Annotated in this window: 20 protein-coding genes; 10 read left to right on the top strand and 10 right to left on the bottom strand. The window is 68.2% G+C overall.

Annotated features, from left to right (window positions below; translation table 11 throughout):
- Window positions 1-118: 118 nt before the first annotated feature.
- Together R5O87_RS14940 and R5O87_RS14935 are read left to right on the top strand one after the other, a co-directional pair.
- On the top strand, window positions 119-772 hold the full coding sequence (locus R5O87_RS14940; RefSeq protein WP_410557974.1) for a GntR family transcriptional regulator: 654 nt from the start codon (window positions 119-121) through the stop codon (window positions 770-772).
- 132 nt (window positions 773-904) lie between these two features.
- Window positions 905-1,288 (top strand): RNA-binding S4 domain-containing protein, encoded by a 384-nt coding sequence (locus R5O87_RS14935; RefSeq protein WP_410557973.1) that lies wholly within the window; start codon window positions 905-907, stop codon window positions 1,286-1,288.
- Window positions 1,289-1,314: 26 nt separating this feature from the next.
- Here R5O87_RS14935 and R5O87_RS14930 read toward each other — a convergent pair whose 3' ends face one another.
- The 3 genes from R5O87_RS14930 to R5O87_RS14920 are packed head-to-tail and all read right to left on the bottom strand — an operon-like array spanning window position 1,315 to window position 4,489.
- Window positions 1,315-1,965: a dihydrofolate reductase family protein gene (locus R5O87_RS14930; RefSeq protein WP_410557972.1), complete on the bottom strand. Its 651-nt coding sequence runs from the start codon at window positions 1,963-1,965 to the stop codon at window positions 1,315-1,317.
- Window positions 1,962-3,773: a DUF4389 domain-containing protein gene (locus R5O87_RS14925; protein WP_410557971.1), complete on the bottom strand. Its 1,812-nt coding sequence runs from the start codon at window positions 3,771-3,773 to the stop codon at window positions 1,962-1,964. Before R5O87_RS14925 ends, R5O87_RS14930 begins: the two co-directional genes overlap by 4 nt.
- Window positions 3,770-4,489 carry a hypothetical protein gene (locus tag R5O87_RS14920; protein ID WP_410557970.1) on the bottom strand — a complete coding sequence of 240 codons (720 nt, stop codon included), beginning with the start codon at window positions 4,487-4,489 and terminating at the stop codon, window positions 3,770-3,772. The genes R5O87_RS14925 and R5O87_RS14920 overlap by 4 nt, the downstream gene beginning before the upstream one ends.
- Before the next feature lie 194 nt (window positions 4,490-4,683).
- Here R5O87_RS14920 and R5O87_RS14915 point away from each other — a divergent pair, with 194 nt between their 5' ends.
- From R5O87_RS14915 to R5O87_RS14905, 3 genes are all read left to right on the top strand, one after another.
- On the top strand, window positions 4,684-6,228 hold the full coding sequence (locus R5O87_RS14915; RefSeq protein ID WP_410557969.1) for an amidohydrolase: 1,545 nt from the start codon (window positions 4,684-4,686) through the stop codon (window positions 6,226-6,228).
- A gap of 107 nt (window positions 6,229-6,335) precedes the next feature.
- Window positions 6,336-6,953, top strand: coding sequence for a uracil-DNA glycosylase family protein (locus R5O87_RS14910; protein WP_377991438.1), 618 nt, complete (start codon window positions 6,336-6,338; stop codon window positions 6,951-6,953).
- A 26-nt stretch (window positions 6,954-6,979) separates the two neighbouring features.
- Complete coding sequence (locus R5O87_RS14905; RefSeq protein WP_410557968.1) at window positions 6,980-7,990, top strand: hypothetical protein; 1,011 nt, start codon at window positions 6,980-6,982, stop codon at window positions 7,988-7,990.
- On the opposite strand, the gene R5O87_RS14900 is transcribed toward R5O87_RS14905, so the two are convergent.
- The 7 genes from R5O87_RS14900 to R5O87_RS14870 all read right to left on the bottom strand — a co-directional run bounded on the left by R5O87_RS14900 (window position 7,950) and on the right by R5O87_RS14870 (window position 16,755).
- On the bottom strand, window positions 7,950-9,278 hold the full coding sequence (locus R5O87_RS14900; RefSeq protein WP_410557967.1) for a type II toxin-antitoxin system HipA family toxin: 1,329 nt from the start codon (window positions 9,276-9,278) through the stop codon (window positions 7,950-7,952). The two genes, R5O87_RS14905 and R5O87_RS14900, sit on opposite strands and share 41 nt — an antisense overlap.
- Window positions 9,275-9,547, bottom strand: coding sequence for a type II toxin-antitoxin system Y4mF family antitoxin (locus R5O87_RS14895; RefSeq protein ID WP_410557966.1), 273 nt, complete (start codon window positions 9,545-9,547; stop codon window positions 9,275-9,277). The genes R5O87_RS14900 and R5O87_RS14895 overlap by 4 nt, the downstream gene beginning before the upstream one ends.
- A gap of 142 nt (window positions 9,548-9,689) precedes the next feature.
- Window positions 9,690-11,333, bottom strand: coding sequence for a metallophosphoesterase family protein (locus R5O87_RS14890; protein ID WP_410557965.1), 1,644 nt, complete (start codon window positions 11,331-11,333; stop codon window positions 9,690-9,692).
- Window positions 11,330-12,613 carry a lipopolysaccharide biosynthesis protein gene (locus R5O87_RS14885; RefSeq protein ID WP_410557964.1) on the bottom strand — a complete coding sequence of 428 codons (1,284 nt, stop codon included), beginning with the start codon at window positions 12,611-12,613 and terminating at the stop codon, window positions 11,330-11,332. Before R5O87_RS14885 ends, R5O87_RS14890 begins: the two co-directional genes overlap by 4 nt.
- Window positions 12,610-13,422: a glycosyltransferase family 2 protein gene (locus tag R5O87_RS14880; RefSeq protein WP_410557963.1), complete on the bottom strand. Its 813-nt coding sequence runs from the start codon at window positions 13,420-13,422 to the stop codon at window positions 12,610-12,612. The genes R5O87_RS14885 and R5O87_RS14880 overlap by 4 nt, the downstream gene beginning before the upstream one ends.
- A 10-nt stretch (window positions 13,423-13,432) precedes the next feature.
- Window positions 13,433-14,524 (bottom strand): hypothetical protein, encoded by a 1,092-nt coding sequence (locus R5O87_RS14875; protein ID WP_410557962.1) that lies wholly within the window; start codon window positions 14,522-14,524, stop codon window positions 13,433-13,435.
- Window positions 14,525-14,595: 71 nt separating this feature from the next.
- Complete coding sequence (locus R5O87_RS14870; RefSeq protein WP_410557961.1) at window positions 14,596-16,755, bottom strand: Ig-like domain-containing protein; 2,160 nt, start codon at window positions 16,753-16,755, stop codon at window positions 14,596-14,598.
- Between the two features lie 286 nt (window positions 16,756-17,041).
- Between R5O87_RS14870 and R5O87_RS14865 the strand changes: the two genes are divergently transcribed.
- From R5O87_RS14865 to R5O87_RS14845, 5 genes are all read left to right on the top strand, one after another.
- Window positions 17,042-17,785, top strand: a complete 744-nt coding sequence (locus tag R5O87_RS14865; protein WP_410557960.1) for a FadR/GntR family transcriptional regulator — start codon at window positions 17,042-17,044, stop codon at window positions 17,783-17,785.
- A 110-nt stretch (window positions 17,786-17,895) separates the two neighbouring features.
- Window positions 17,896-18,954, top strand: a complete 1,059-nt coding sequence (locus tag R5O87_RS14860; RefSeq protein WP_410557958.1) for an asparaginase — start codon at window positions 17,896-17,898, stop codon at window positions 18,952-18,954.
- A gap of 12 nt (window positions 18,955-18,966) precedes the next feature.
- Complete coding sequence (locus R5O87_RS14855; protein WP_410557957.1) at window positions 18,967-20,397, top strand: aspartate ammonia-lyase; 1,431 nt, start codon at window positions 18,967-18,969, stop codon at window positions 20,395-20,397.
- A gap of 93 nt (window positions 20,398-20,490) precedes the next feature.
- A complete protein-coding gene (locus tag R5O87_RS14850) occupies window positions 20,491-22,008 on the top strand; it encodes an amino acid permease (protein WP_462836312.1) in 1,518 nt (505 codons plus the stop codon).
- A gap of 239 nt (window positions 22,009-22,247) precedes the next feature.
- On the top strand, window positions 22,248-22,496 hold the full coding sequence (locus R5O87_RS14845) for an SCO4226 family nickel-binding protein (protein WP_410555414.1): 249 nt from the start codon (window positions 22,248-22,250) through the stop codon (window positions 22,494-22,496).
- Window positions 22,497-22,605: the final 109 nt, after the last annotated feature.

The raw sequence follows: 22,605 nt of genomic DNA, 5'->3' as shown, positions 1-22,605 counted from the left end.
GAAAGAACGCCGCCACGGCAGGAGCGCAGGCACAATAGCTGGCCCAGCGCTCCTGCCGTGGCATCATTGTTAACACGGCAACTGTAAACAGTTGACCTCTGACCTTGGGGAGAATCCGATGGCCACAGCAGCCCTTCTGGGACTGGAAAAGAAAAGCCTCCGCGAGCAGGCGCTGGCCGCGTTACGCACCGCCATCACCAGCGGAGCGCTCGAACCCGGCCGCCACCTGGTGGAAACCGAGCTCTCCGAGATGCTGCAGATCAGCCGCGGCACGCTCCGCGAGGCCCTGCGGCAGCTCCAGCAGGAAGGCCTCGTGTCCGCGGGCGCCCGCGGCAGGCTCTCCGTCCGCCACCTGGATGCCAAGGAAATCCGCGACATCTACGCCGTCCGCGCCGCGCTGGAATCCCTCGCTGCCCGCACGCTCTGCGAACTTCCGGACCGCCAGCACGTCATCGGCTCGCTCCGCACCGCCATCCAGGCCATGGACGCGGCAACCCACGGCACCATGGAGGAGCGGGTCGAATCCGACCTCGACTTCCACCGCACCATGTGCCGCCTCACCGGCAACGAGACCCTGCTGCACTCGTGGGAATCGCTGGAAGGGTCCATTCGGATGTCCATCATGTTCGCCGGGCTCGACAAGGGCGTGCGGAACATGAGCGTGGACCGGCACAACGACATCGTCGCCGCCATCGAAACCGGCGACGCCACCCTGGCCCGCAACACCATCCTCGAGCACATGGACTCGGCCGCGGCCGTCCTCGTCGCGTAGGTTCCGCGCGACTCCGCGCCGAGGGGTGAGATCTCGACGCTTAGGCCCGCCGAAAACGATGAGACCTCACGTCTCGGCGCGCCAAGCCACCGGTCCGGGCCAGCAGCCGCCCGGCTATACTCGGCGGCAACCATGAGCAGCCTTCCCTCAGCCCCCAGCTCCGTCCGCGTCGACGCCTGGCTGTGGGCCATCCGCGCCTACAAAACACGGTCAGCCGCCACCGCCGCCTGCCGCGCCGGGCATGTCCGCATCAACGGGAACCCGGCCAAGGCCTCGCAGTCACTGGTGCCCGGCGACACCGTCCGCGTCCGCCAGCCCGGCTATGAACGCATCCTGGAAGTGCGCCGGCTCATCGCCAAGCGCGTGGGCGCGGAGGCAGCGTCGCACTGTTTCACGGACCACACGCCTCCCCGGCCGGTGGCCCCGGCGCTCGGGCTGCCGCAGCGGGACCGCGGGACCGGCCGTCCAACCAAGAAGGACCGCCGCGAAATGGAGCGCCTGCGCGGGCAGGGCTGACGGGGACCGGGCTGGCGTCGGCCGCCTCAGTCCTTGACCTGCTCCCGGCCTTCCCGCACCTCGAACTCCCCCACCTCCAGGTCGGCGGCACCGAAGGCGGCCGGCAGCAGGGTCAGGTGGACGGCCCCTGAGGACGTCGCCTTGCTCCCGGCCAGGGTGAAGGCCGACGGCGTGATGCCGGGTTCGAAGAGCCGCTTGCCCTGGCCCAGGACCACCGGGAAGATGATCAGCCGGTATTCGTCCACCAGGCCGGCGTCGTGCAGGGCACGGACCAGCCGGTAGCTGCCGTGGACCTGGAGCTCCCGGCCCGGGCCCGATTTGAGGTCGTCCACGGCCTCGAGGAAATTCGCCGGGAGGATGGTGGTGTTGTTCCAGGTGGCCTCGGTGAGCGTTGACGACACTACGTACTTGGGCAGGCTGTTGAGCGCCTTGGCCACGGCGTCGTCCGGGTCCGTGACCTGCTCCCAGTAGGGCTGGAACATCTGGTAGGTGGTGCGGCCCAGGAGGATGGCGTCGGCTTCGGCAAACCACCCATTCACGATTTTGCCCATGTCCTCGTCGAAGAGCGGGACCACCCAGCCGCCGAATTCGAAGCCGCCGCTCGTGTCCTCCTCCCTGCCGCCCGGGCCCTGCATGACGCCGTCGAGGCTCACGAAGGTGTGAACGGTGAGTTTCATGATGGCCCTCTAGGTGGAGTGGCTGGTGGGCTGAAGGCCGGGGCTTCGCCCGGATCGGCTGGGCCCATGTCCAGCCGGAACGGAGGGTACTCGTCCCGCATCAGCGCCACGTAGGCCAGGACGCGGTAGACCCAGCGGTTGAGGCCAATGAGCAGGTCGAACAGGGTCCGGAGGTACCTGCCGGTGAACAGCAGGATGACCCCGGCAATGAAGGCCAGGAGCGAGAGCAGGGAAACCGCACTGCCTGCCGAGTAGCGGCCGGCACCGGCGAAGTCGTCGTCCGACGCCGCCACCCAGGTACGCGAGGATCCCACGAGCACGCCCACAATCACGAGGTGCGGGATGGCGAGCAGCCAGGACTTCACCAGCACGAGGCCCCGCGACAGGTGGTCCGGATAGTCCACCTCGAAGTCGGCCGGATAGTCGGTGCGGGCCAGGGTGAAGGGCGGATAGCGGTCCGTGCCGATCGCCGTGAACGCGTAGAAGGACACCCGCCAGCTCCAGCGCAGCACGCCCACGTTGAAGTTGAACAGCGAGCGCGGATAACGGGCGGTGAACAGGATCGCGAACCACGCCACGATGCTGGTCACAATCAGCGCGAACCAGAGGAAGAACAGGACGATCAGGTGCGGGATGGCGAGGAACCATTTGACCAGCCACATCCACCGGGATAGCGCAGGGTCCACGTGGCCGGTCAGGCGGGCCGGGTACCTCGGGTTCTCAAATTGGTCGACGACGGCGGGCGGCGGCGGTGCGCCCGCCCCACCGCCGGGGGCGGGATAGCCAGGTGCCGGATAAGCAGCTGCCGGGTACGGGCCCGGCTGCGCGCTTGGAGGGCCTGCGGTGCCGGGAACACCTGCGCTGCCCGGCGGCACGGCCGCATAGCCGGGCGGGACGGCTGCACCTCCGGGTGGCACCGCCGCGCCGGGCGGTACGCCCGGCCTCTCCCCGGGTACGGAAGAGCTGGCGAACGGACCGGTGGCGCCGGCAGCGGCGGGAAGTCCCGCCGTCGGGGTTTCCGCTGACGGGGCCTGCCCTGCAAGCGGATGACCGGGCGGATAGTGGCCGGTTTGGTACTGGGGTTGATACTGGCCCGGCGGGTAGGAGGACGGTGGAACGTGCGGCGGCGGCCCATGCCGTCCCAGGCCCATGGCACCTGCGACGATCAGCGGGACACCGATGACCAGCAGCACGATCCCGGCGATGAGCAGCCACAGGAACAGCGGCAACAGCAGGTCTGAGCGGACGCCGGCCTGCAGATCCACGGACACCGGGGCGGTGGAATCGGCGTTCATGACCACCACGGTCCAGCTGCCGGGGAGGATGTTCCATTTGAGTTCCTGTGTACCGGTGCCCTCGGCGGAGGCGACCCAGAAGTTCTGGGCTCCGGGGCGGGCCGGGGTCCGGGTGCCGGGCACTTCGGTGTAGTCGACCCTGAACGGGCGCAGGTTCAGTTCCCGGATCTCCGAGCGCTTGACCCCGTCGAGGTAGCGCGCCGCGTCCTGCTGCGGTGCGACGCCGATGAAAATTCCCTTGCCCGGGCTGGCTGCCGACCCACGGAGCAGGATGCTGCCCGCCGTGTCCGACGGAATGACGTCCGGCAGCCTGCCGCTGACCATGACGTCCAGCCCGGCGGAGGTGATGGCGGAAGATGCCGCATCGAACCTGTGCGACTGGGTGGTGAAGTAGCCTTCGTCGCGCTGCTGGAAGTTGAGCCAGCCAACCCCGGCTGCGCCCGCCAGCAGCCCCAGTCCCAGGAGTGCGGCGAGTGTGCCGAGGACGAGCATCACCATGCGGCCAGGTTTCATGCCGGTTCCTTATCTCGGGCCCTGCGGCGGGCTGCCGCCCGCGGTTCGGCATCGCTGGGTTGGGCGGCGCCCGGTGCCACGGCAGCTGCGTGGACGTCGCCTGACTGCGCGGAGCGCGACCGCGCCGTGCGCGATTGAGCGGCACGTGGTTTCGCCGTGCTTAACTGCCCTGTACCTGGTTGCTTCGCGCTTGGTTGTGCGGGGCGTGGTTGTGCGGTACCTGATCGCGCGGCAGTGGGTTGCGCGGTGCGTGAGCGGGCGGCGGGTTGCTCGGGGCTGCGTTCCGGGGTTCTGCGTGCCGGGGCCTCAACGTGTTTATGGTCAGGATGCTTGTGGTCACCGTGCTGATGGTCACCGTGCTTATGGTCACCGCGTCCGTGGGTGAATGACGGGTGCTGGTGGATGCCCGGCCGGGGGTCCAGAATGCTCAGCCGGCAAGGCTTCTCGGACGTGCCTTCGCCGCTGAGCTGGGTGAGCTGGGCGGGATCATGCAGCGCGGTGATGGTTTCCGTGGCGGCACGGGCCATGGACAGGTCCAGAATGATTTCCTTGCCCGGCAGCAGAGTCCTGGCGCGCCGCGCTACAACGTAAAGCGCCCGGATGTTGGCCGGCGTCAGGGTCCCGCGGACCTCGATGCAGGCGCGCTCCATGTTCGCGTCAATGTGGACCACGACTTTAAGGCGGTGATGGCTGGCGGTGATGTCCACGGCGCTCACGTCCCCCTGGCGGGCAGCCGCTGCCCACGTTCACCCGGCCGGAACATATGACAGGACCGGATATTCAAGTTCATGCGTACAACGCCTCCCCGACTTCATCGTCGGAACCGTGTCACGTCCAGAATGCACCCTCCGGCCAGCGCTGGGAAGAGGCGTGGATTGGCGGCGGCCGAATAGCTGCCTAGCCTGTTCGTATGCCTTCCAGCCGCCACCATCAAAGCCAGGACCACCCAGCAGCCCAAAACCCGATCCCCGCGGACATGGTGCTGGCCGCCGTGCGGCTGCCCGGCCACACAGGCTTCTCCGACGTGCATATCCGCAACGGCCGCATCGACGCGATCACCCCAGCCGGGGACCGCCACGAAGATTTCATGGCAGCGGGTGCCCAGGTGCTGGATCTTGAGGGTCGTTTCGTCATTCCGGGACTGTGGGACGAGCACGTCCACATGACCCAGTGGGCGCTGGCCGCCAACCGGATCGACCTGTCCGGCGCCGCTTCGGCGGGGGCCGCCGTCGAACTTGTCCGGAAGCGGATTACGGCGGGCCCCGAACCGGACCCGGCCGTGACGGTGGTGGGCGCGGGGTTCCGGGACGCCGTGTGGGGCGACGTCCCCAGCGCGCAAATGCTTGACGACGCCACCCGGGGAGTGCCCACGGCCCTGATCAGCCACGACCTGCACTGCGTCTGGCTGAATTCAGCGGCCGCGCGGCGATATGGTGTTGAGCTCCCGGCAGACGGCCTGCTCCGCGAGGAGCCGGCGTTCGCCGTCACGCGCGAACTCGGAATGCTGCCCGACGCCGTCGTGGACGGTTGGGTGAATACGGCCGGCCGGGAAGCCGCGGCCCGCGGAGTTGTGGGCGTCGTGGATTTGGAGATGACGTGGAACCGCGACGTCTGGCTGCGCCGGATCGCCGGCGGGCTCAACGTTCTGCGAGTGGACGCGGGCGTGTATCCGGAGGACCTGGAGCGGGCGGCCGCTGCGGGGATGCGGACAGGGCAGGAGATCGACGGCGGGGCGGGACTTTTGCGGGTGGGTCCGCTGAAGGTGCTCATCGACGGCTCCCTCAACACGCGTACCGCCTTCTGCGTGGACCCGTATCCGCACGGCGGGCACGGCATCCTGACCGTGAGCGAGGCCGAACTGGTTGCCTTGCTCGGCAGGGCCCGGGAGACGGGCTTTGTACCGGCGGTCCACGCCATCGGCGACGGCGCCAACCAGGTTGCGCTGGATGCCTTCGCCGAAGTAGGGACCGGCGGCCGGATCGAGCACGCGCAGTTTGTGCGGCAGGAGGACTTCTCACGGTTCGGCGGGCTCGGCCTGACGGCCAGCGTCCAGCCCGCCCACGCGCTCGATGACCGCGACGCCGCCGACGCGAACTGGGCCGGCCGCACTGACCGGGCCTTCCCGCTGCGCTCACTGCTGGACGGGGGTGCGAGGCTGGCACTGGGTTCCGATGCACCGGTGGCTCCGCTGGATCCGTGGCTGGCGATGTCCGCGGCGACGGCGCGGGAGCGGAACGACGGCCGCGGCCCGTGGCACCCGGAGCAGGCCCTGACCCGGGAGGAAGCGCTGCTCGCGTCGACACGGGGCCGCGGCCGGATCCGGGCCGGGGACGTGGCGGATATTGCCGTGCTGGATGCGGATCCCCTCACCGCCCCCGATGCCGTGTTCGCCGGAATGCCTGTCGCTGCAACGCTCGTGGCAGGCCGGTTCACGTTCCGGGGCGCCGGGGTTTAGAAGTCCTGTTCGGTCGGCGCAAACTCCCCCACCCACCCTTACCGTCAAAAGCGTAGAGTGGCCTAAGACGCCTGATTCTTGGACGCCATGCAGCTAAGGGAGAAATCGTGACGATTGACTGGGACGAAAAGAAAGCCCTGCTACAGGAACCGAACATCGCAGCAGTGACCCAACTGTGCGATGAACTCATGGAGAAGAAGCCGGGATCGACCGTTCCTTATATCGACCCCGTCCATGACGAGGACGAATGCCGGATTGTCAGCCTCCAGGTCAGCCCGGGCAAGGGAACCGAGTCCGGCTTCGTATCCCATTTCAATGACGACGAGGCCGCCCGGCGCGCCACCCAGATCTACGAACTCGCCGAACTGGACCCGCGCTACGTCATGCCGTGGAACGCCTACCCCTGGGTGCGCGACCCGGACATGCCCTCGGCCCTCAGCGTCCAGGAAAAGACGGACGGCCTGCGCCCCTTCCGGCAGTTCATGAAGATCAACAGGCGCGTCTCGGCCATCATCGCCCACGGGACCGATGCCGCCACCTTCCTGACCCTCTTCGAGAAGACGTACCACTCCTCACTTAAGAACAACGGCATCAAAATCTATAAGGCCAGCGCGCTCGGCGGGCGGGCCTTTGCTGTTTCCGAGGCCAAGCAGGAAGAGCTCCTGACCAAGAGCGTGGACGTCTACAAGGACGCCATGCAGCGCGCGGGCATCCAGCACCTTTAGCTTCCGGATTCCGGCCCGGTAACCGCGTGCTCGACTGGCTGCTCGATTCCGACCCCTCGATCAGGTGGCAGGTCCTGCGCGACCTGACGGAGGCTCCGGCCGAAGACGTGCACGCCGAACGTGCCCGCGTGGCCACCGAGGGCTGGGGCGCGCGCCTGCTCGCCCTCCAGGGGAGCGACGGCCAGTGGGACGGCGGCACCTTCTTTCCGGTGCCGTATAACGGCTCGGAGCCGGGCCAGCCGTGGACCGCCACCACCTACAGCCTGCTGCTCCTGCGCGATCTGGGGCTCGACCCCGGCAGCGAAGAAGCCCGCGCCGCGGTCGTGAAAGTCCGGGAAAACAGCCGCTGGGAAGAAGGCGGCCAGCGGTTCTTCGACGGTGAGGTGGAGCCCTGCATCAACGGCAAGGCCGTGGCCCTCGGAGCCTACTTCGGCGAGGACGTCGACGGGATCGTCCAGCGGCTCCTCGGCGAGCAGCTGGACGACGGCGGCTGGAACTGCGAGGCGGAGCGGGGGTCCGTCCGCTCATCGTTCGCGACCACCATCAACGTGCTGGAAGGGCTGCTGGAACACGAACGGGCCACCGGCGGAACTCCGGAGTCCGTTGCCGCGCGGAAGCGTGGCGAGGAGTATCTGCTGGAACGTGGGCTGCTCCGGCGCAAGAGCACCGGAGAGCTGGTGGACCCGGACTGGCTGCGGTTCTCCTATCCGACCCGCTGGTTTTATGACGCGCTCCGCGGCCTCGACTACTTCCGCGACGCGTACTTCCAGGACACATCCATCCCGGACACCTCCCTCCCGGATGCGGGCGGACCGCCCGATACCCGCCTTGCCGAGGCCATCGGCCTGCTCCGCTCAAAACGGCAGCCCGACGGGACCTGGCTGCTCGAGAACACCCACCCCGGCCGCATCCACTTCGCCATGGAAGACGGGGACGGGCGCCCCAGCCGCTGGAACACGCTTCGCGCGCTGCGCGTACTCAACTGGTACGACGGTTTTAGCCCTCCAGCAGCCGCCGGCGGTGCTTCAACTCCTTGACCCACGCCCTGGTGACCATGTCCGGAAAAGGCGAGGCGCCGACGTCGTACTTTGGAGCGGTGTCCTTGGAAGCGGCCGCCTTTGGAGCGGTGTCCGGTGAAACGAAAGCCGTGGCCGCAAAGGCAGTCCCGGCCTCCAGGTCCGCGAGCAGCGGGCCCGCGGCCTTCAGCGCCAGGCCCACCGCCTGCACGGCGGTGCGCTCGGGCAGCCCGAGGCCTGTGGCCCAGGCCAGGAAGTGCTTGCGGGAGATGCCGCTGCGCTTTCCGCCGAGCGTGAGGGCCAGCGTCTTGTCCCCGTAGACCACTGTGGAGGGGATGTCGTAGACGGGCGCGATGGACCACTCCCCGTGCGGCTGCTGCACCATGGACACGTTCTTCGCGTGCAGGTCGCCGTTGCCGCTGAGCAGCGCGAAGGCGGCCTGGATGGCAAGGTTCCGCAGCGCCGGCAGCGGCGCCGCGCAATATTCGGCGAGCGCATGGCACACCGTTCCGAACCCCACGTTGTACTTGTCCGCCGGGTACAGCTTCAGGACCTGGGCACCGTCCTCGACGGCGAGCCGCTGCACCGCGTCCTCACCTGCACTGCCTGGCCCGCCTTCACTGCCTGGACTGCCTGGCCCGCCTTCCAGCGGCACGCGGTCGAACCGCTCCACCAGCAGGCCCGGCCGGCCGGCGACGTCGCGCATCAGCTGGACGTGGCTCAGCGGAATCCGCAGCTTCGCTGCGTAGCGGAACATAATGAACTCGTTCTCCACCACGTGCGGGAACTCGGGGGCGTTGAGCTTGAGGATGAAGCGGCGTCCGGCGCTGGCGACGGGCATGGAAATCATCCCGGCGGACAGCTTGTCCTGCACGCCGGCGAGCGCCACCGGATCGATCAGGCCGGAGTCCCCCAGCAGCTCGTCGAAGTCCACGGGCCTGCGCGGGTCCACCTCGACGGCGTGCTCCTCCGGGTCAAGCGGCTCGCCGTGGCCCACGATCTGCACATCGCCCACCGGGTTGCCGCCGGCGGCGATGAGCAGCGAGAGGTCGTCGTCCGCGCTGGTCTTGATGGACCGGCGCAGCGCATTCAGCCGCCGGCCCTCCGGGAGCAGCCCGGTGAAGTACGGCGGCGCCGCCCCTGCCCCGGAGAGCACCGGCTCCGCGGTGAGCGGCAGGGAACTCGCCACGGCGGGGCGGCCGCTCGCCAGGTAGGCGGGCAGGTAGCTGAACCTGGTGCCGCCGTCGTGCCGTTCCAGCCGGGCCGCGAGGACGCCGCGTTTGTAGATGTCCGCGATGCGGTGCCTCACGGCCGGCGCTCCGGTTCGGGTTCGTTTCCGGGGATGGCCGACGGCGGGTGCGTCACCAGGGTTTGGGCGGCGTCCCGGGCCCGGATTCCAAGATTTAGCTCCAGGCCAAGCGTCTCCAGCACGGCCAGAAGGGTGTCCAGCCGGAGGGTCGGTTTGCCCTGCTCCACGAAGCGGACCAGACGCTCTGAGACCCCGGCCATGTCCGCGAGGTCCTGCTGGCTCAGGCGGAGGGCGTCACGGCGGGCGCGGACAGCTGCCGCAAGCTCCACTGCAAAATCCTGGGCCACATCCGCTCCCGCGCCGGTACGATCGTGCCGTTTTCGTTTCCATCCACATCGTACTCCTTCATTCCAGAAATGAGCAGGATGCTATCGGAACGCTCGTACCGGTTTCCAAAGCGTCTGGTACGGCTCATGCACCGGCGGGACGCCAGTACCGCAGCCCGCCATCGGTCGTGCCGTCGCAGCCGACGTCGACCACTGCGTACGGGAACGCCCGACGGTCCGCCTGGTCAGGTCCGTGACCGCGGACGTCCGAACTCCAGGTGCCGGTGTTGACGTACCGGGTGGGGCACGAGCCGAGCGGCGACTCGGCGGCGCGGTGGGTGTGGCCCGATACGTACCAGGCCACCCCGGCGCCGTGCGCCTCGAGGGTCCGTGCGACCCGGCCCGCTGCGGCAGGAGTCCTCTCACCCGTGACTCGACGACCGGCGGCCGCGAGCACCATGCGGGTCGCGGCGACCGGGAGCGCCGACAACGTCCGGAACCTGGACAGGCGCGCCAGGTCCCGGACCGCCACCCATTCCAGCGCGAGCCGGAGTGACTCGGCCTGCAAGAGCTGTTCGTACGCGAGCGCGCGGACGCGGCGTTCCGCCCGCTCGGACGCCAGGCAGGCCCGGACAACGGCCCCGGCACGGCTCAGGCGCGATCTCGACGGATCGGCGTTCCAGGCGGCGAGTGGCGGCAGGTCCAGCCCGTCGGTCCCGGTGTCGGCCGCGCGGAGCACCTCCGGTATTCGATGCAGCGCGTGGTGCTGGTGCCCATGCTCGGCCACGAGCACACCGGGCACATGCAGGAACCACGGGTACACACGGACCCGCGCCGGCTCGGCGGGCGACAGCAGCTCCGACAGTCGGGCGGCAACGGCGGGGCGGGCCAGCTCAACGTCGTGGTTGCCGCACACGAAGTGCAGCTGCACGCCGCGCGCCGCGCACGCCTCCAGCGCACAGAACGCCTCCGGGTGGCGGGCGAGGATTGCGTCGAGCCGGGCCAGGCTCTCGTCCTCGGTGAATCCGACCAGCTCGAAGGTGTCACCGACAAAGGCGACATGCTGCTGCGGGCCGTCGTCTGCGAGCACCTCGTGGCGCAGGAAATCAGACAGCGCCTTGCCTGGGCACCGGGGGTCGTCGCCCGAGGGGCCCAGGTGGACGTCACTGAGGAGCCACCAGCGCGCCGCGTAGCCCGTGCCCGTACCGGCAGTCCCGGTATTCGCGGAAGGAAGGGGAGCAAGTACATCGTCCACAGGACGGCTGGGGCTCTGCAGCGCCATATTCAGCAGGGAAGCCTGCAGCGCGGGGGCTACCCGGTGCCTGGCAGGGCGCATCGAGCCTTGGCCTCGATGCGGCGCGAAGAGTCCCGGCCAATTGAGGTACCCGGCGATGTCCGGGTCGAGTGCCTGGGTGCGGGAGAACGTGTCGGCAATGCCGAGCTGACGGAACGCGAGCTCACCCTGCGGTGCGTCCGGCACGAACGCTGCAGCCCCGAAGAGCACGAGCACGAGCACTGCGGCGGCCCACATCATGCACCGGCGGCGCGACGGTCCGGCAGCATCACCCCGCAGCGCTACGAGGAATGCGACGTTCACAATGAGGACCCCCGCGCAGAACGAATAGGGCATCACGGCGAAGAACCCCAGCCCGCTGTTCACGGGCACGGCCACCGTGGAGGCGGCCCCCGCGGCAAGCGCCAGCGCCACGACACCCGCCAGCGTGCACCACAAGTCACGGGTCTCCCGGCGTCCCTCGGTGCGGCTGGCCGCACCGAGGATGCCGGTCATCGCGCGTCCTGCGTGGCGCGGCGGAGGACGGTGACCAGCCTGATGCCGGCCGCCGCGGCCCCGATGGTGAGCACTACCAGCCATGCGAGGGCCATGGCGCTGGCCCCCCGGTCAGCTGCCGACAGCGCGGCGGTGCAGAGGGCGACTCCGAGTGTCACTCCCACCACAATCGCCTCCGCGTAGCGGCCGCGGGCCCGGCATGCGGCGTTGTAGGCCTGCAGCACCGCGTAGGGCACCAGCCCGGCCGCCAACCACCGCAGAGCACCGGCCGACGAATCGGCGTACCGCTCCCCCAACAGACTGAGCAGCGGGTGGGCGAGGAGGACGAGGATGGCGGCAGCCACGCCTCCCAGGGCCAGCGACCACCGGAGACTCGCCCAGGTGGTGGACACCAGGCGGTCCGCGTCTCGGACACCCTCGGAGAACTGGACGATGCCCATCAGCACCGGAGCGGTGTAGGCGGCCCAGGCCATCATCCATGCGGGATACCAGTAGGCAGCGGCCTCCGGCGCCACCATGTGCGCGAGCAGGAGCGGCAACACCAGCCCGGGGGCGCGCTCGGTGAGAGTAAGGAGCTGGTGCGGAATGCCCAGCGCCAGCAGCGGACCGCCGCGGGCCCGCCGCAAGGACGGCCGCGGCCGGTAGCCGACCAGTCGTCGCAGCTGGACCGCGCCAACGACGCACGCCACGGTCGTCCCGAGCGTCCAGCAGGCCATCAGTACGTCGGCGGGCGCGCCGTGCGCGCGCCAGGCCACCAGCGCTGCAGCCCCGAGTGCGACGCCGCCGCCCAACGAGTACCTCAGGGTCGCACTGGCGCCCCGCCCTAACGCCACAAGCGCCTGGTCCAGCACGATGACTAGCGTGCCGGTGACGGCAGCCACGAGGAACGTGGCCCAGAAAAGAACAGATGCTGAGGCCGTGTCCGGCGCTATGGCCGACTGCAGCACGAGGTAGCCGAGGGCCAGCACGGTGCCGGCGACCCCAACGATGGCAAATGCCGCGTCCAGCACCCGCGCGGGCGGTTCCCCCCGCCCCACCGAGACGATTACGGCCGACCCGGCTCCCAGCACCGCGAGCTGCGTGCAGATCATCACCGCCGAGACCGCGGCCGTGGTGAGCCCGACCTCACGGTCGGACGTCGCGCGCGCGGCCACAATCCAGAATGCGAAACCCGCACCCGTCTGGGCGGCCTTGGCCGCGACGAGTCCGAGCGAGCTGCGCAGGGCGGAGTGCCGGACGGCCGGGGCGTCCGGGACTGCTATCCCCCGCTTGGCCTTCACGACGTAAGCCCCCTGGCCACGCCCACGTAGTTCCACCAGCAGAAGGCCGCGTAGTAGGGCACCCACCGTGGCTGACCCGAAGCCAGGCTCAAAGCGCTGCCCCGGAGTGCCGCGGCAGCAGGCAGCAGCGCCAGCCTCGCACCGCGCCAGCCGTGCTTGCGGATCATCCGTCCCAGTCCCGTTCCGTCCATGAGGAACTGGTCGAGCGCAAAGTCGAAGTCGTCTGCGGCGAAACGGTGTTCGACCAGGACCCGGCGTGACACCGCCGTTCGCAGCCCGGAATCCCGCATCCGCCAACGCAGCTCGATGTCCTCGCCCGACTTGAAGGAGTCGTCGAACCCCACTCCCAGCATCAGGTCCCTGTCGACGATGGTCGCCACGAGCCCGAACCAGTGGCGGCTACGGCCGGTGCGATGGTGATTCGCCAGCGCCTGCCCCCAGAAGCCGGGTCCGGCGACACTCTCGAGGCCGGCCTGGAGGGCGTCGTAGCCGCCCTCCACGAGCTCCGTGAGCAGGTCGGCGACCCCTGTGGGCCCGAACACGACGTCGGCGTCAACGAGCAGGACCCAACGGGTATTGCTGCTCCGCACACCGAGCGTCCGGGCCCATGGCAGGCCGCGTCCGTCGTCGCTGACTACGCGGGCACCGGCCTCGAGCGCGATGGGTACGGTGCGGTCGGTGGAGCATCCGTCCACCACGATGATCTCGGCGACACCGGACTGACGCAGGGCCTCCAGGCAACGCGGGAGCAGGTGCTCCGCGTTGCGGGCCGGAACGACCGCGGTGACCTCAGCAGGGCTGCGACCCACGGTATCCCCCTCAGGCCAGCTCGTCGAGGACCGACGGCAGCAGCTGCTCGAGATACCGGACGATGTCGTCCGACGCCTCGTCCGCCGAATATGCCGATGGCACCTGGAGCAGATGGCAGGGCCGTCCGTCCAGTGCCTTGCTCAGCACGAGTCCCTTCGCCGCGAAGTGCTCGCGCCACGGGACGACGGTCGTGGCCGCCAGGCCGGTCACGACCCGTTGCGAGAAGCCCGCCATCTCGATGTGGAAGTTGCCGAGCATGCGGTCGACCATCCACTCGCTCGTCCGCTCGACGAGCCGGGACCGGGCGCCCTCGAAGCGCTCGACGTAGACGGCGGCCGCGAGCGGGGCCGCCGTCGTCAGCTCCCGCCCCGGGAACGCCGTCCCGGGCTCGACCATGCGGTGCTCCGGCGACCATCGTCGGGAGAAGTCCGCGAGGCGCGGATAGCGGATGACGTAGGGGTGCACCACCGTGGTGAGGCGGCCGACGCTCCCCGAGAGCCGCGAGGGGATGAGGGGTTTCCGGACACCTTCGAACAGGTGCGGGTAGATGGCACGGTGGTGCGGCTTGATGAACATCGGCTTCGCGTAGCCCAGGAGCGTTGCGTCCTCGGCAAGAAAGGCCCAGTCGTCGCCCATGAACGACCACCCTTCGCGCCGCATCAGCTTGGCGACGGTGCTCGTCTTACCGGTCCCGCCGGCGGCCGGAAGCGCGATCGCGTGGCCCCGGTAAGCCATCGTTGCCGCGTGGATCATGGCGGCGCCCCGGCCCACCATGGCGGCGTCGAGAACAGGGACCACGGAGGTCAGCAGCTCACCCGGCCCATGAATGCGCCACTGCCCTCCGTCCCTCACCACCTGGACCCGGTCGTCCTGGAACCGCACGCTGGTGTCCGTGTACGCAAGCTCGTGCTCGACCAAACCCGCATCCGGCATCGGCTCCGGCCGGTCGTTGACGACGATGTCGGCCGGGCGCTCGGTGTCGCTGGCGAAACACGCCAACATGCTCTGGAGCTGGGCCGCCGCCGGGGCCTTTGCGTCGACGCGGATCGTGACGCGGCCGTGTATGTCGAAGTGCAGTGCCTTGCTGTGCGAGGTGCGCATGATCGTCCCCTGTCTCTGTGGTGTCGGTCTGATGGAGTTGCTGGTGTGGACGGCGTCGGCCGCGTGTCCGCCTACTGGCTCATCGTGAGCACCAGCTTGGGTGCGGCGGTGCTGCCGGCCTCCCTGGAGTTCAGGTCCAGGCCGTCTGCGCTGCTGGAATCCATACCCAGCGAGAGCTGTTGGCCGAGCTCGCCGGCCAGGCCGCCGACCGTCAGCGGAACGCTGTAGCTGGTGTTGACCGCCGTCGGGCCGAGCGTGCCGAGGGTGGTGGCGCCGAGCGCCGGACGGGTGCTGTAGGTGATTCCGCCCTCGGTCCAGCTGTCACTGGCGACCAGCTTGACGGCCTGCCTTCCGGTCGAGGCATTCCCGGCACTGCGCAGCTGAAGCGTCGCGCTTTGCAGCGTCCTGCCCGCATAGGCCGACAGGTCGAACTTCAGGTACGTGGTCTCTACCGGGCTGTTGTCCGCGACCAGCGTGGTGCCCGAACCGAAGTTCGTCCCCGTGGCCCCACTCGACACGTAGCTGTCAGCGGTGGCCGTTAGCGTGACGGTCTCCGACGTGCCGCCGCCCACGGCAGCAGTGGTGAAGGTCCATGTCCTGTCCGACGCCAACGCGTTACCGGCAACGTCCTTCACGCCGCTGGAGCCGCCCCTGATCGTCGCCGTGTATGTCCTGCCCGCCGCCAGGGAGGCATCCGGGTTCAACGTCGCAACCCTGTTCGTGCTGCTGTACGTCACAGCGGCCGGCACCGTCGTCGCCCCATCCCTCAACGTGAACGTGCCCGCCGTGACCGTCGACGCGTCCATCGCTTCCGAGAATGATCCCGTCACATTCGCCGTCACCGCTGCACCGGTCGCACCGGCAGCCGGAGCGGTACCTGTCACCGTCGGAGCCGTGGTATCAGCGCCGCCGCCGCTTGGGTCGTAATAGTGCCAGTACCGGCTCGTGGCGTTCACATCGGCGAGCAAGAGGAGCCCGCTGTTGGCCGTGCGCCGGGCCGCACTGTTGAGGTTCTGCTTCGTCGACGTCACATTGTGGACATACTGGTCCGCGTCCACGATACGGGCCGTCTTCGCGGTGCTGAAGCTGATGTTGCTCAGGGGCGCGGACTTCTCGTAAATCGCACCCCCCGAGCTGGTGCAGACACCGGCGTTCGTCGTGCCGCTCGGCTTCGGATAGGTGGCAAAGGTACGCAGCCTCTGCGTGCTCTCATCGATCATGACGACCACCCGGTTCGGGCACTCGGCCACAGTGGCAATCGTGTGCGCCGACCACGCCGTGCCATTGAATGCCAACAGCTGGATCAGCGGCTGGGACGCCGAGGTGAACGACGTCTTGATAGCGGCGAAAACCTGACCGCTCGAGGAGTCCAGCCATTTCAGGTTCATATGGTCATCACCGCTGCGCTGCCCCGACACCGCCGCGACAGGAGTGGTCCAGGTTGTGCTCGACGCTCCATCGACGTGGGAGCTCCAGTACATGCCGTCAGTGGCGTCGCCGACCTGCCGGCTCCACATCAGGCCCATCTTGCCGGGTCCGAACGCGATCAGGGCTGAATTGTCGTCCACAGACACATTGCCCAATGACGCAGGATGCGCGAAGGGCGTCCCCCACGTCGTGCCATCCGTGCCAGTGACGTTCAGAAAGATCCGGTTCCCCTGCTGCCAAGTGGCCCACACCCGACCCGTCGAATCCTTGTCGATGGACATGGTTTCAACTTTGTTGTTGTGGATCCTTGTGGAACTCAGCAGCGAGTAGGTCTTGGTGCTCGAGTTGTAGCTATAGCGCCGCATCATGGACGGGAAGTTCGCTTCAGCAGGCAGACCGTCATTAACGAACCGGTAGCTCGCCACGAACAGCGTCGTACCGTCCCACAACACATCATGGTGGGTGCTCGACTGCGTCTCCGTCGTCACGCCCGTATTGACCCACGAGCTGGTAGCGGAATTGAACCGGAAGATATGGAAATCCTGGCTTGCGGTGTCCCACAGGTTCCCCCACCAGAGCCCGTCGTTGAACCACAGCGCATTCGTCTGCCGCTTCGTGCCCGTCGGCGTCCCTGTCCCCGAATGCGAGAGACCCTCAACGCCAACATCACCCACAGCAGCCGACGCCGGGAGCGGCACCACCAGACCACCCGTCGCAAGCAGCAGCGCTGCCAGCAGTACATGGAGCCATGGATTCCGCGTTTTTCTGCGAGCCTGAACGCCGGTATGCATAGGGATGGTCACTAGCCTCACCACTTAATGAAGTTGTTTGCCTATGCCAATCCCGAGCAACCTTCCCGGCCGGATACGAGAAGTCGAAGCGCCTGCTGCTGCGATACTGGCAACTTGCGTGCACTCCCCCTCGGAACATATTCAACGGGACAACTTGTAAAAAGCTTGGGAGTGGCCGCCAGAACCCCCCGTTTTGTCGGCCTGGGCAGGCGAAATATTCTGCGCGAAATGGGCTAAGACCTGGGCGCGAATGCACTCCGGTTGACACCTGCCTGTGACCCGTGCCATATTCTTAATCGTGAACCTGTCAGACAGCCGGACAGCCGGACAGCTAGGAGGCCAGAAGAGCGATGGCCAACCCAGCGGCGCAAGCATCTTCCCGCTGGCACGCCTCAGCGCGGCCGAAGCTGTCTTCAACGCAATCCGCGGCGACATTCAAAGCGGCAATCTGGCTGTGGGCGCCAAGCTCAGTTCTGAAGCCGCCCTGGCCTCGCAGTACGGGGTGAGCCGCTCCGTGATCCGCGAGGCCCTGCGCTCCTGCACCGCCCTCGGCCTGACGGTGACCAAGACCGGCCGGGGCACGTTCGTCGTCGCCGACCACGTGGCCAACGACCTCGTCCTGGGCCAGTTCTCCGCCCGGGACCTCACCGAGGCCCGCCCGCATATTGAAGTCCCCGCCGCCGGCCTGGCCGCAGAGCGCCGCACCCCGGAGGACCTGGAAATCCTCCGCGGCATGATGGCGTCGATGGCCGCGGAAACCGATCCCGAATCCTGGGTCGCCCTCGATTCCAGCTTCCATGCAGCCATTGCCCGCGCCAGCGGCAACAAGGTGTTCGAAAGCGTGGTGGCTGACATCCGGGACGCCCTGGCCCACCAGTCCGAAACCCTCAACATGGTGGCCGACCGGCAGCACGCCTCCGACGTCGAACACCGCCTCATTCTCGACGCCATCGAAGCCGGCTCCGCAGCTGACGCCAGCGCGGCCATGGGCGAGCACCTGCGCGCCGTCGGCGAAGCCCTCGACTCCATCCTCAACAAGTAAGCCCCCGGCAGGCAGCGGACCCGGGTTTCCGGTCGCGCCGAACCGGCCAGCCGCACCCAACGCCGCCACGCCACAACCAACTCAAGTCAACACGCAACCCAGAGGACGCCATGCCTTCCCCCGCCATGCCGGCAAGCCATTACCCTTCCGCTCCGCCCGCCGCAGCGATCCTGCCGCGTCACGAGCCCCTCGCCTTCCAGACCCGTGACGGCCTGGTGGAAAGCGTCCACTACGGCTCCCTGATCGCCACCGCCCCCGGCGGCCACACCCTGCTCTCCGCCGGCGAACCCCAAACTGCGTTCTACCCCCGGTCCTCCCTCAAGCCGCTGCAGTCCGTGGCCATGGTCCGCGCCGGGCTGGACCTGCCCGCCGACCTGCTGGCCCTTACCGCCGCCAGCCACTCCGGCGCAGCCCGGCACCTCGACGGCGCCAGCCGCATCCTGGAACTCCACGGCCTCACGCCCGCCGCCCTCGAAAACAGCTCCGACCTGCCCTACGGCGTCCCCGAGCGCGAGGAATACCTGCGCGAGGGAGGCCGTCCCACGCAGCTGGCCCAGAACTGCTCCGGCAAGCACGCCGCCATGGCCGCCACCTGTGTCATCAACGGCTGGCCGGTGCAGGGCTACCTGGACCCGTCCCACCCGCTGCAGAAGCTCGTGGCCGAAACCGTCACCGACCTGACCGGCGAAGAACCCGCCGGAGTGAGCACCGACGGCTGCGGCACCCCGCTGTTCGCCCTCACGCTCGCCGGCATGGCCCGCGCCTTCGGCCGCCTCGCCTCGGCTGAACTGGCCGACGGTGCGTCCGCCCCCGAAAGCCCGGAAGCCGCCGTCGCGCATTCCATGCGCCGCCACCCGGAAATGGTGGCTGGCCAGGGCCGCGACGTCACGGACCTCATGCGGCTCCTGCCCGGCGCCCTCGCGAAGGACGGCTTCGAAGGCATCCAGCTGGTTGGGCTGCCGGACGGCCGCGCCGTCGCCGTCAAGATTTCCGACGGCGGTGACCGGGCCAGGATGCCCGTCACCGTCCGCGCGCTGGAAGCGCTCGACGTCGACACCTCCGCCTTGGCCGGCATCGCCACCGGTGCGGTCCTTGGCGGAGGCCGCCAAGTGGGCCTGCTGCAGGCCGCAGACTTTTCCATCCTGTCCCCGACCGACGACGTTCTTTAAGGACTGCACCACATGACCGAAACCCAAACCCTGCCGGACGCCCAAACGCTGGCCGTCCGTTCTGAGCACGATCTGCTCGGTGACCGCGACATCCCCGCCGGCGCCTACTGGGGAGTCCATACCCTCCGCGCCGTGGAAAACTTCCCCATCACCGGGCAGCCGCTTTCCAGCAACATGCACCTGGTCCGCGGCCTCGCCGCCGTGAAACTCGCGGCGGCCCGCACCAACCTGGAACTCGGGCTGCTGGACGCCGAACGCGCCGCCGCCATCGAACAGGCCTGCGCGGACGTGATGAACGGCGAGCTCAGCGAGCAGTTCGTCGTCGACGTGATCCAGGGCGGCGCCGGCACGTCGTCGAACATGAACGCCAACGAGGTCATCGCCAACCGCGCCCTGGAAATCCTGGGCCACCCCAAGGGCGACTACGCCCGGCTGCACCCCAACGACCACGTCAACCTCAGCCAGTCCACCAACGACGTCTACCCCACCGCGGTGAAGCTCGGCACCATCTTCGCCGCCCGCGAGCTGCTCTCCGCGCTGGCCGAACTCGAGGAAGCGTGCGCGGAGAAGGCACTGGAGTTCCGCACCGTCGTCAAAATGGGCCGCACCCAGCTCCAGGACGCCGTCCCCATGACCCTCGGCCAGGAATTCGGCACCTACGCCGTCACCATCGTCGAGGACCGGCAGCGGCTGGCCGAGGCGGACCTGCTCATCCACGAAATCAACCTCGGCGCCACCGCAATCGGCACCGGCCTGAACGCCCCCGCCGGCTACGCCGAGGCCGCCTGCCGGCACCTGGCCGAGATCACCGGACTGCCCCTGGTCACCGCCGTGGACCTCATCGAGGCCACCCAGGACGTGGGCGCCTTCGTCCACCTGTCCGGCGTGCTCAAGCGGGTGGCCGTCAAGCTCTCCAAGATCTGCAACGACCTCCGCCTGCTCTCCTCCGGACCGCGTGCCGGCCTCGGCGAGATCAACCTTCCCGCCGTCCAGTCCGGATCCTCCATCATGCCCGGCAAGATCAACCCCGTCATCCCGGAAGTGGTCAGCCAGGTCGCCTACGAAGTCATCGGCAACGACGTCACCATCACCATGGCCGCCGAAGCCGGACAGCTCCAGCTCAACGCCTTCGAACCGGTCATCGTGCACAGCCTGCACAAAAGCATCACCCACCTCGAAGCGGCCTGCCGCACCCTCACGGCCCGCTGCGTCCGCGGCATCACCGCCAACACCGAACGGCTGCGCCTCACCGTGGAACAGTCCATCGGCCTGGTCACCGCCCTCAACCCGCACCTCGGCTACGCCACCGCCACCGCGATCGCCCAGGAAGCCCTCGCCACCGGCCGCGGCGTCGCCGAACTGGTCCTGGAACACGGCCTCCTCACCGAAACCCAACTGCAGGAACTCCTCAGCCCCGAACGCCTGGCAAACCTCAGCAAGTAATCCCCAGCCGCCCCTAACCTCGCAAGCTCGGTTAGGGAACCCCGCGGTTGTGGGCCCAGATTCCTTCCCCCAACAGGAAATCAAAGGACTCCCATGAGTAATCAACCCATCACAGACCACACGGTTCCGGCCCAGGCACACGCCACCGAAAACCTTCTCCATGCCGAGGACAAGGGCTACCACAAGAGCCTGAAGCCGCGGCAGATCCAGATGATCGCGATCGGCGGCGCGATCGGCACCGGCCTGTTCCTCGGCGCCGGCGGCCGGCTCAACGCCGCCGGCCCGTCCCTGGTCATCGCGTACGCCGTCTGCGGCTTCTTCGCCTTCCTGATCCTGCGCGCCCTCGGCGAACTGGTGCTGCACCGGCCATCCTCGGGCTCGTTCGTCTCCTACGCCCGCGAATTCTTCGGCGAAAAGGCAGCCTTCGTCTCCGGCTGGTTCTACTGGATCAACTGGGCCACCACCACCATCGTGGACATCACCGCCGCCGCGCTCTACATGAACTTCTTCGGCAACTACGTCCCCTGGATGGCCGACGTACCACAGTGGGTCTGGGCACTAACCGCCCTCGTCGTCGTCCTGGGCCTGAACCTCGTGTCGGTCAAGGTCTTCGGCGAAATGGAATTCTGGTTCGCCATCATCAAGGTCGCAGCCCTCGTCGCGTTCCTCATCATCGGCACCTACTTCGTCATCTTCGGCACCCCCGTCCCCGGCCAGGAAACCGGATTCAGCCTCATCACCGACAACGGCGGCATCTTCCCCAACGGCCTGCTGCCCATGATCATCCTCATGCAGGGCGTCCTCTTCGCCTACGCCTCCATCGAACTCGTCGGCACCGCCGCCGGCGAAACCGAAAACCCCGAAAAGATCATGCCCAAGGCCATCAACTCCGTGGTCTTCCGGATCGCCGTGTTCTACGTCGGCTCCGTCATCCTGCTCGCCCTGCTCCTGCCCTTCACCTCCTACCAAAAGGGCGTCAGCCCCTTCGTGACCTTCTTCGGCTCCATCGGCATCCAGGGCGTGGACGTCATCATGAACCTCGTGGTCCTCACCGCCGCCCTGTCCTCCCTCAACGCCGGCCTCTACTCCACCGGCCGGATCCTGCGCTCCATGTCCGTGGCCGGCTCCGCCCCCAAATTCGCCCAGCGCATGAACAAGGCCGGCGTCCCCTACGGCGGCATCGCCATCACCGCCGGCGTCTCCCTGCTCGGCGTCCCACTGAACTACCTGGTCCCCTCACAGGCGTTCGAGATCGTCCTGAACATCGCCTCCGTGGGCATCATCGTCACCTGGGCCACCATCGTCCTCTGCCAGATCCAGCTCAAGCGCTGGGCAGACAAGGGCTGGCTCAAACGCCCCTCGTTCCGGATGTTCGGCGCACCCTACACCGGCTACCTGTCGCTGCTGTTCCTCGTCGGCGTGCTGGTCATGGTCTTCATCGACTCACCCCTGACCCTGGTGGTCACGCTCATCGCCATCGCACTCATGGTCGCCGGCTGGTACGCCTGCCGCAAACGGATCCACGAGATCGCCGAGGCCCGCGAAGGCTTCACCGGCATGTCCCCCGTCATCGCCAACCGCCCCGGCCCGGGCGGCGCAGACCGGATCTAACCAGCCGGATCTCCTCCCCCGCAACAACAGCGCCGGCTGAGCGCGAACGGACACTTGAGGCCCCAAGTCCGAGGGCCCCAGGTGTCCGTTCGCGGTTAAGCAGTTCGCGGTTCAGCAGTTCGCGGTTCAGCAGTGCCGCCTTTCCTGACTCCTATTGACGCCCCGTCGGTGCAGGTCTAGTCTCAAGCCGCACCTTCGCCTTCATCATCGATCCACGAGCAGCTCAAGGGAGAGTCATCATGCCGGAATTCATGGACGTCCACCGCAACATGAAGGGGATCACCAAGGAAGACCTGCTGGCGGCCCACAATGCCGACCTCGCCATCCAGGACGACGAAAAGGTCAACTTCAAGTCAGCCTGGGCGGACCCGGAGTCGGGGCTCGTCTACTGCCTCTCGGAAGCGCCGTCGGCCGAGGCCGTGCAGCGCATTCACGAGCGGGCGGGCCACCGCGCAGATGAGGTGCACCCCGTTCCGCTGAGCGTCTGAGCGCCGCCGCGGGCCGCGGCCGCGCGTTTCTGCACCACTTTCCCGCGCCCGCGGAGCCTGCGGCCGCGCCGATGCGGGTGCGCACACACGGGCGCCGGGTGAAAGTGGT

Source organism: Arthrobacter globiformis (genome assembly GCF_046536215.2).
GTDB classification, from domain to species: Bacteria; Actinomycetota; Actinomycetes; order Actinomycetales; family Micrococcaceae; genus Arthrobacter; species Arthrobacter globiformis_E.
This window is presented reverse-complemented; position numbering and strand designations above follow the sequence as displayed.

Bases quoted from the DNA above. Each gene is read 5' to 3' on its own strand.
- R5O87_RS14940 (WP_410557974.1), top strand. From the start codon at position 119: ATGGCCACAGCAGCCCTTCTGGGACTGGAAAAGAAAAGCCTCCGCGAG.
- R5O87_RS14935 (WP_410557973.1), top strand. From the start codon at position 905: ATGAGCAGCCTTCCCTCAGCCCCCAGCTCCGTCCGCGTCGACGCCTGG.
- R5O87_RS14930 (WP_410557972.1), bottom strand. From the start codon at position 1,965: ATGAAACTCACCGTTCACACCTTCGTGAGCCTCGACGGCGTCATGCAG.
- R5O87_RS14925 (WP_410557971.1), bottom strand. From the start codon at position 3,773: ATGAAACCTGGCCGCATGGTGATGCTCGTCCTCGGCACACTCGCCGCA.
- R5O87_RS14915 (WP_410557969.1), top strand. From the start codon at position 4,684: ATGCCTTCCAGCCGCCACCATCAAAGCCAGGACCACCCAGCAGCCCAA.
- R5O87_RS14890 (WP_410557965.1), bottom strand. From the start codon at position 11,333: ATGACCGGCATCCTCGGTGCGGCCAGCCGCACCGAGGGACGCCGGGAG.
- R5O87_RS14875 (WP_410557962.1), bottom strand. From the start codon at position 14,524: ATGCGCACCTCGCACAGCAAGGCACTGCACTTCGACATACACGGCCGC.
- R5O87_RS14860 (WP_410557958.1), top strand. From the start codon at position 17,896: ATGCCTTCCCCCGCCATGCCGGCAAGCCATTACCCTTCCGCTCCGCCC.
- R5O87_RS14855 (WP_410557957.1), top strand. From the start codon at position 18,967: ATGACCGAAACCCAAACCCTGCCGGACGCCCAAACGCTGGCCGTCCGT.
- R5O87_RS14850 (WP_462836312.1), top strand. From the start codon at position 20,491: ATGAGTAATCAACCCATCACAGACCACACGGTTCCGGCCCAGGCACAC.
- R5O87_RS14845 (WP_410555414.1), top strand. From the start codon at position 22,248: ATGCCGGAATTCATGGACGTCCACCGCAACATGAAGGGGATCACCAAG.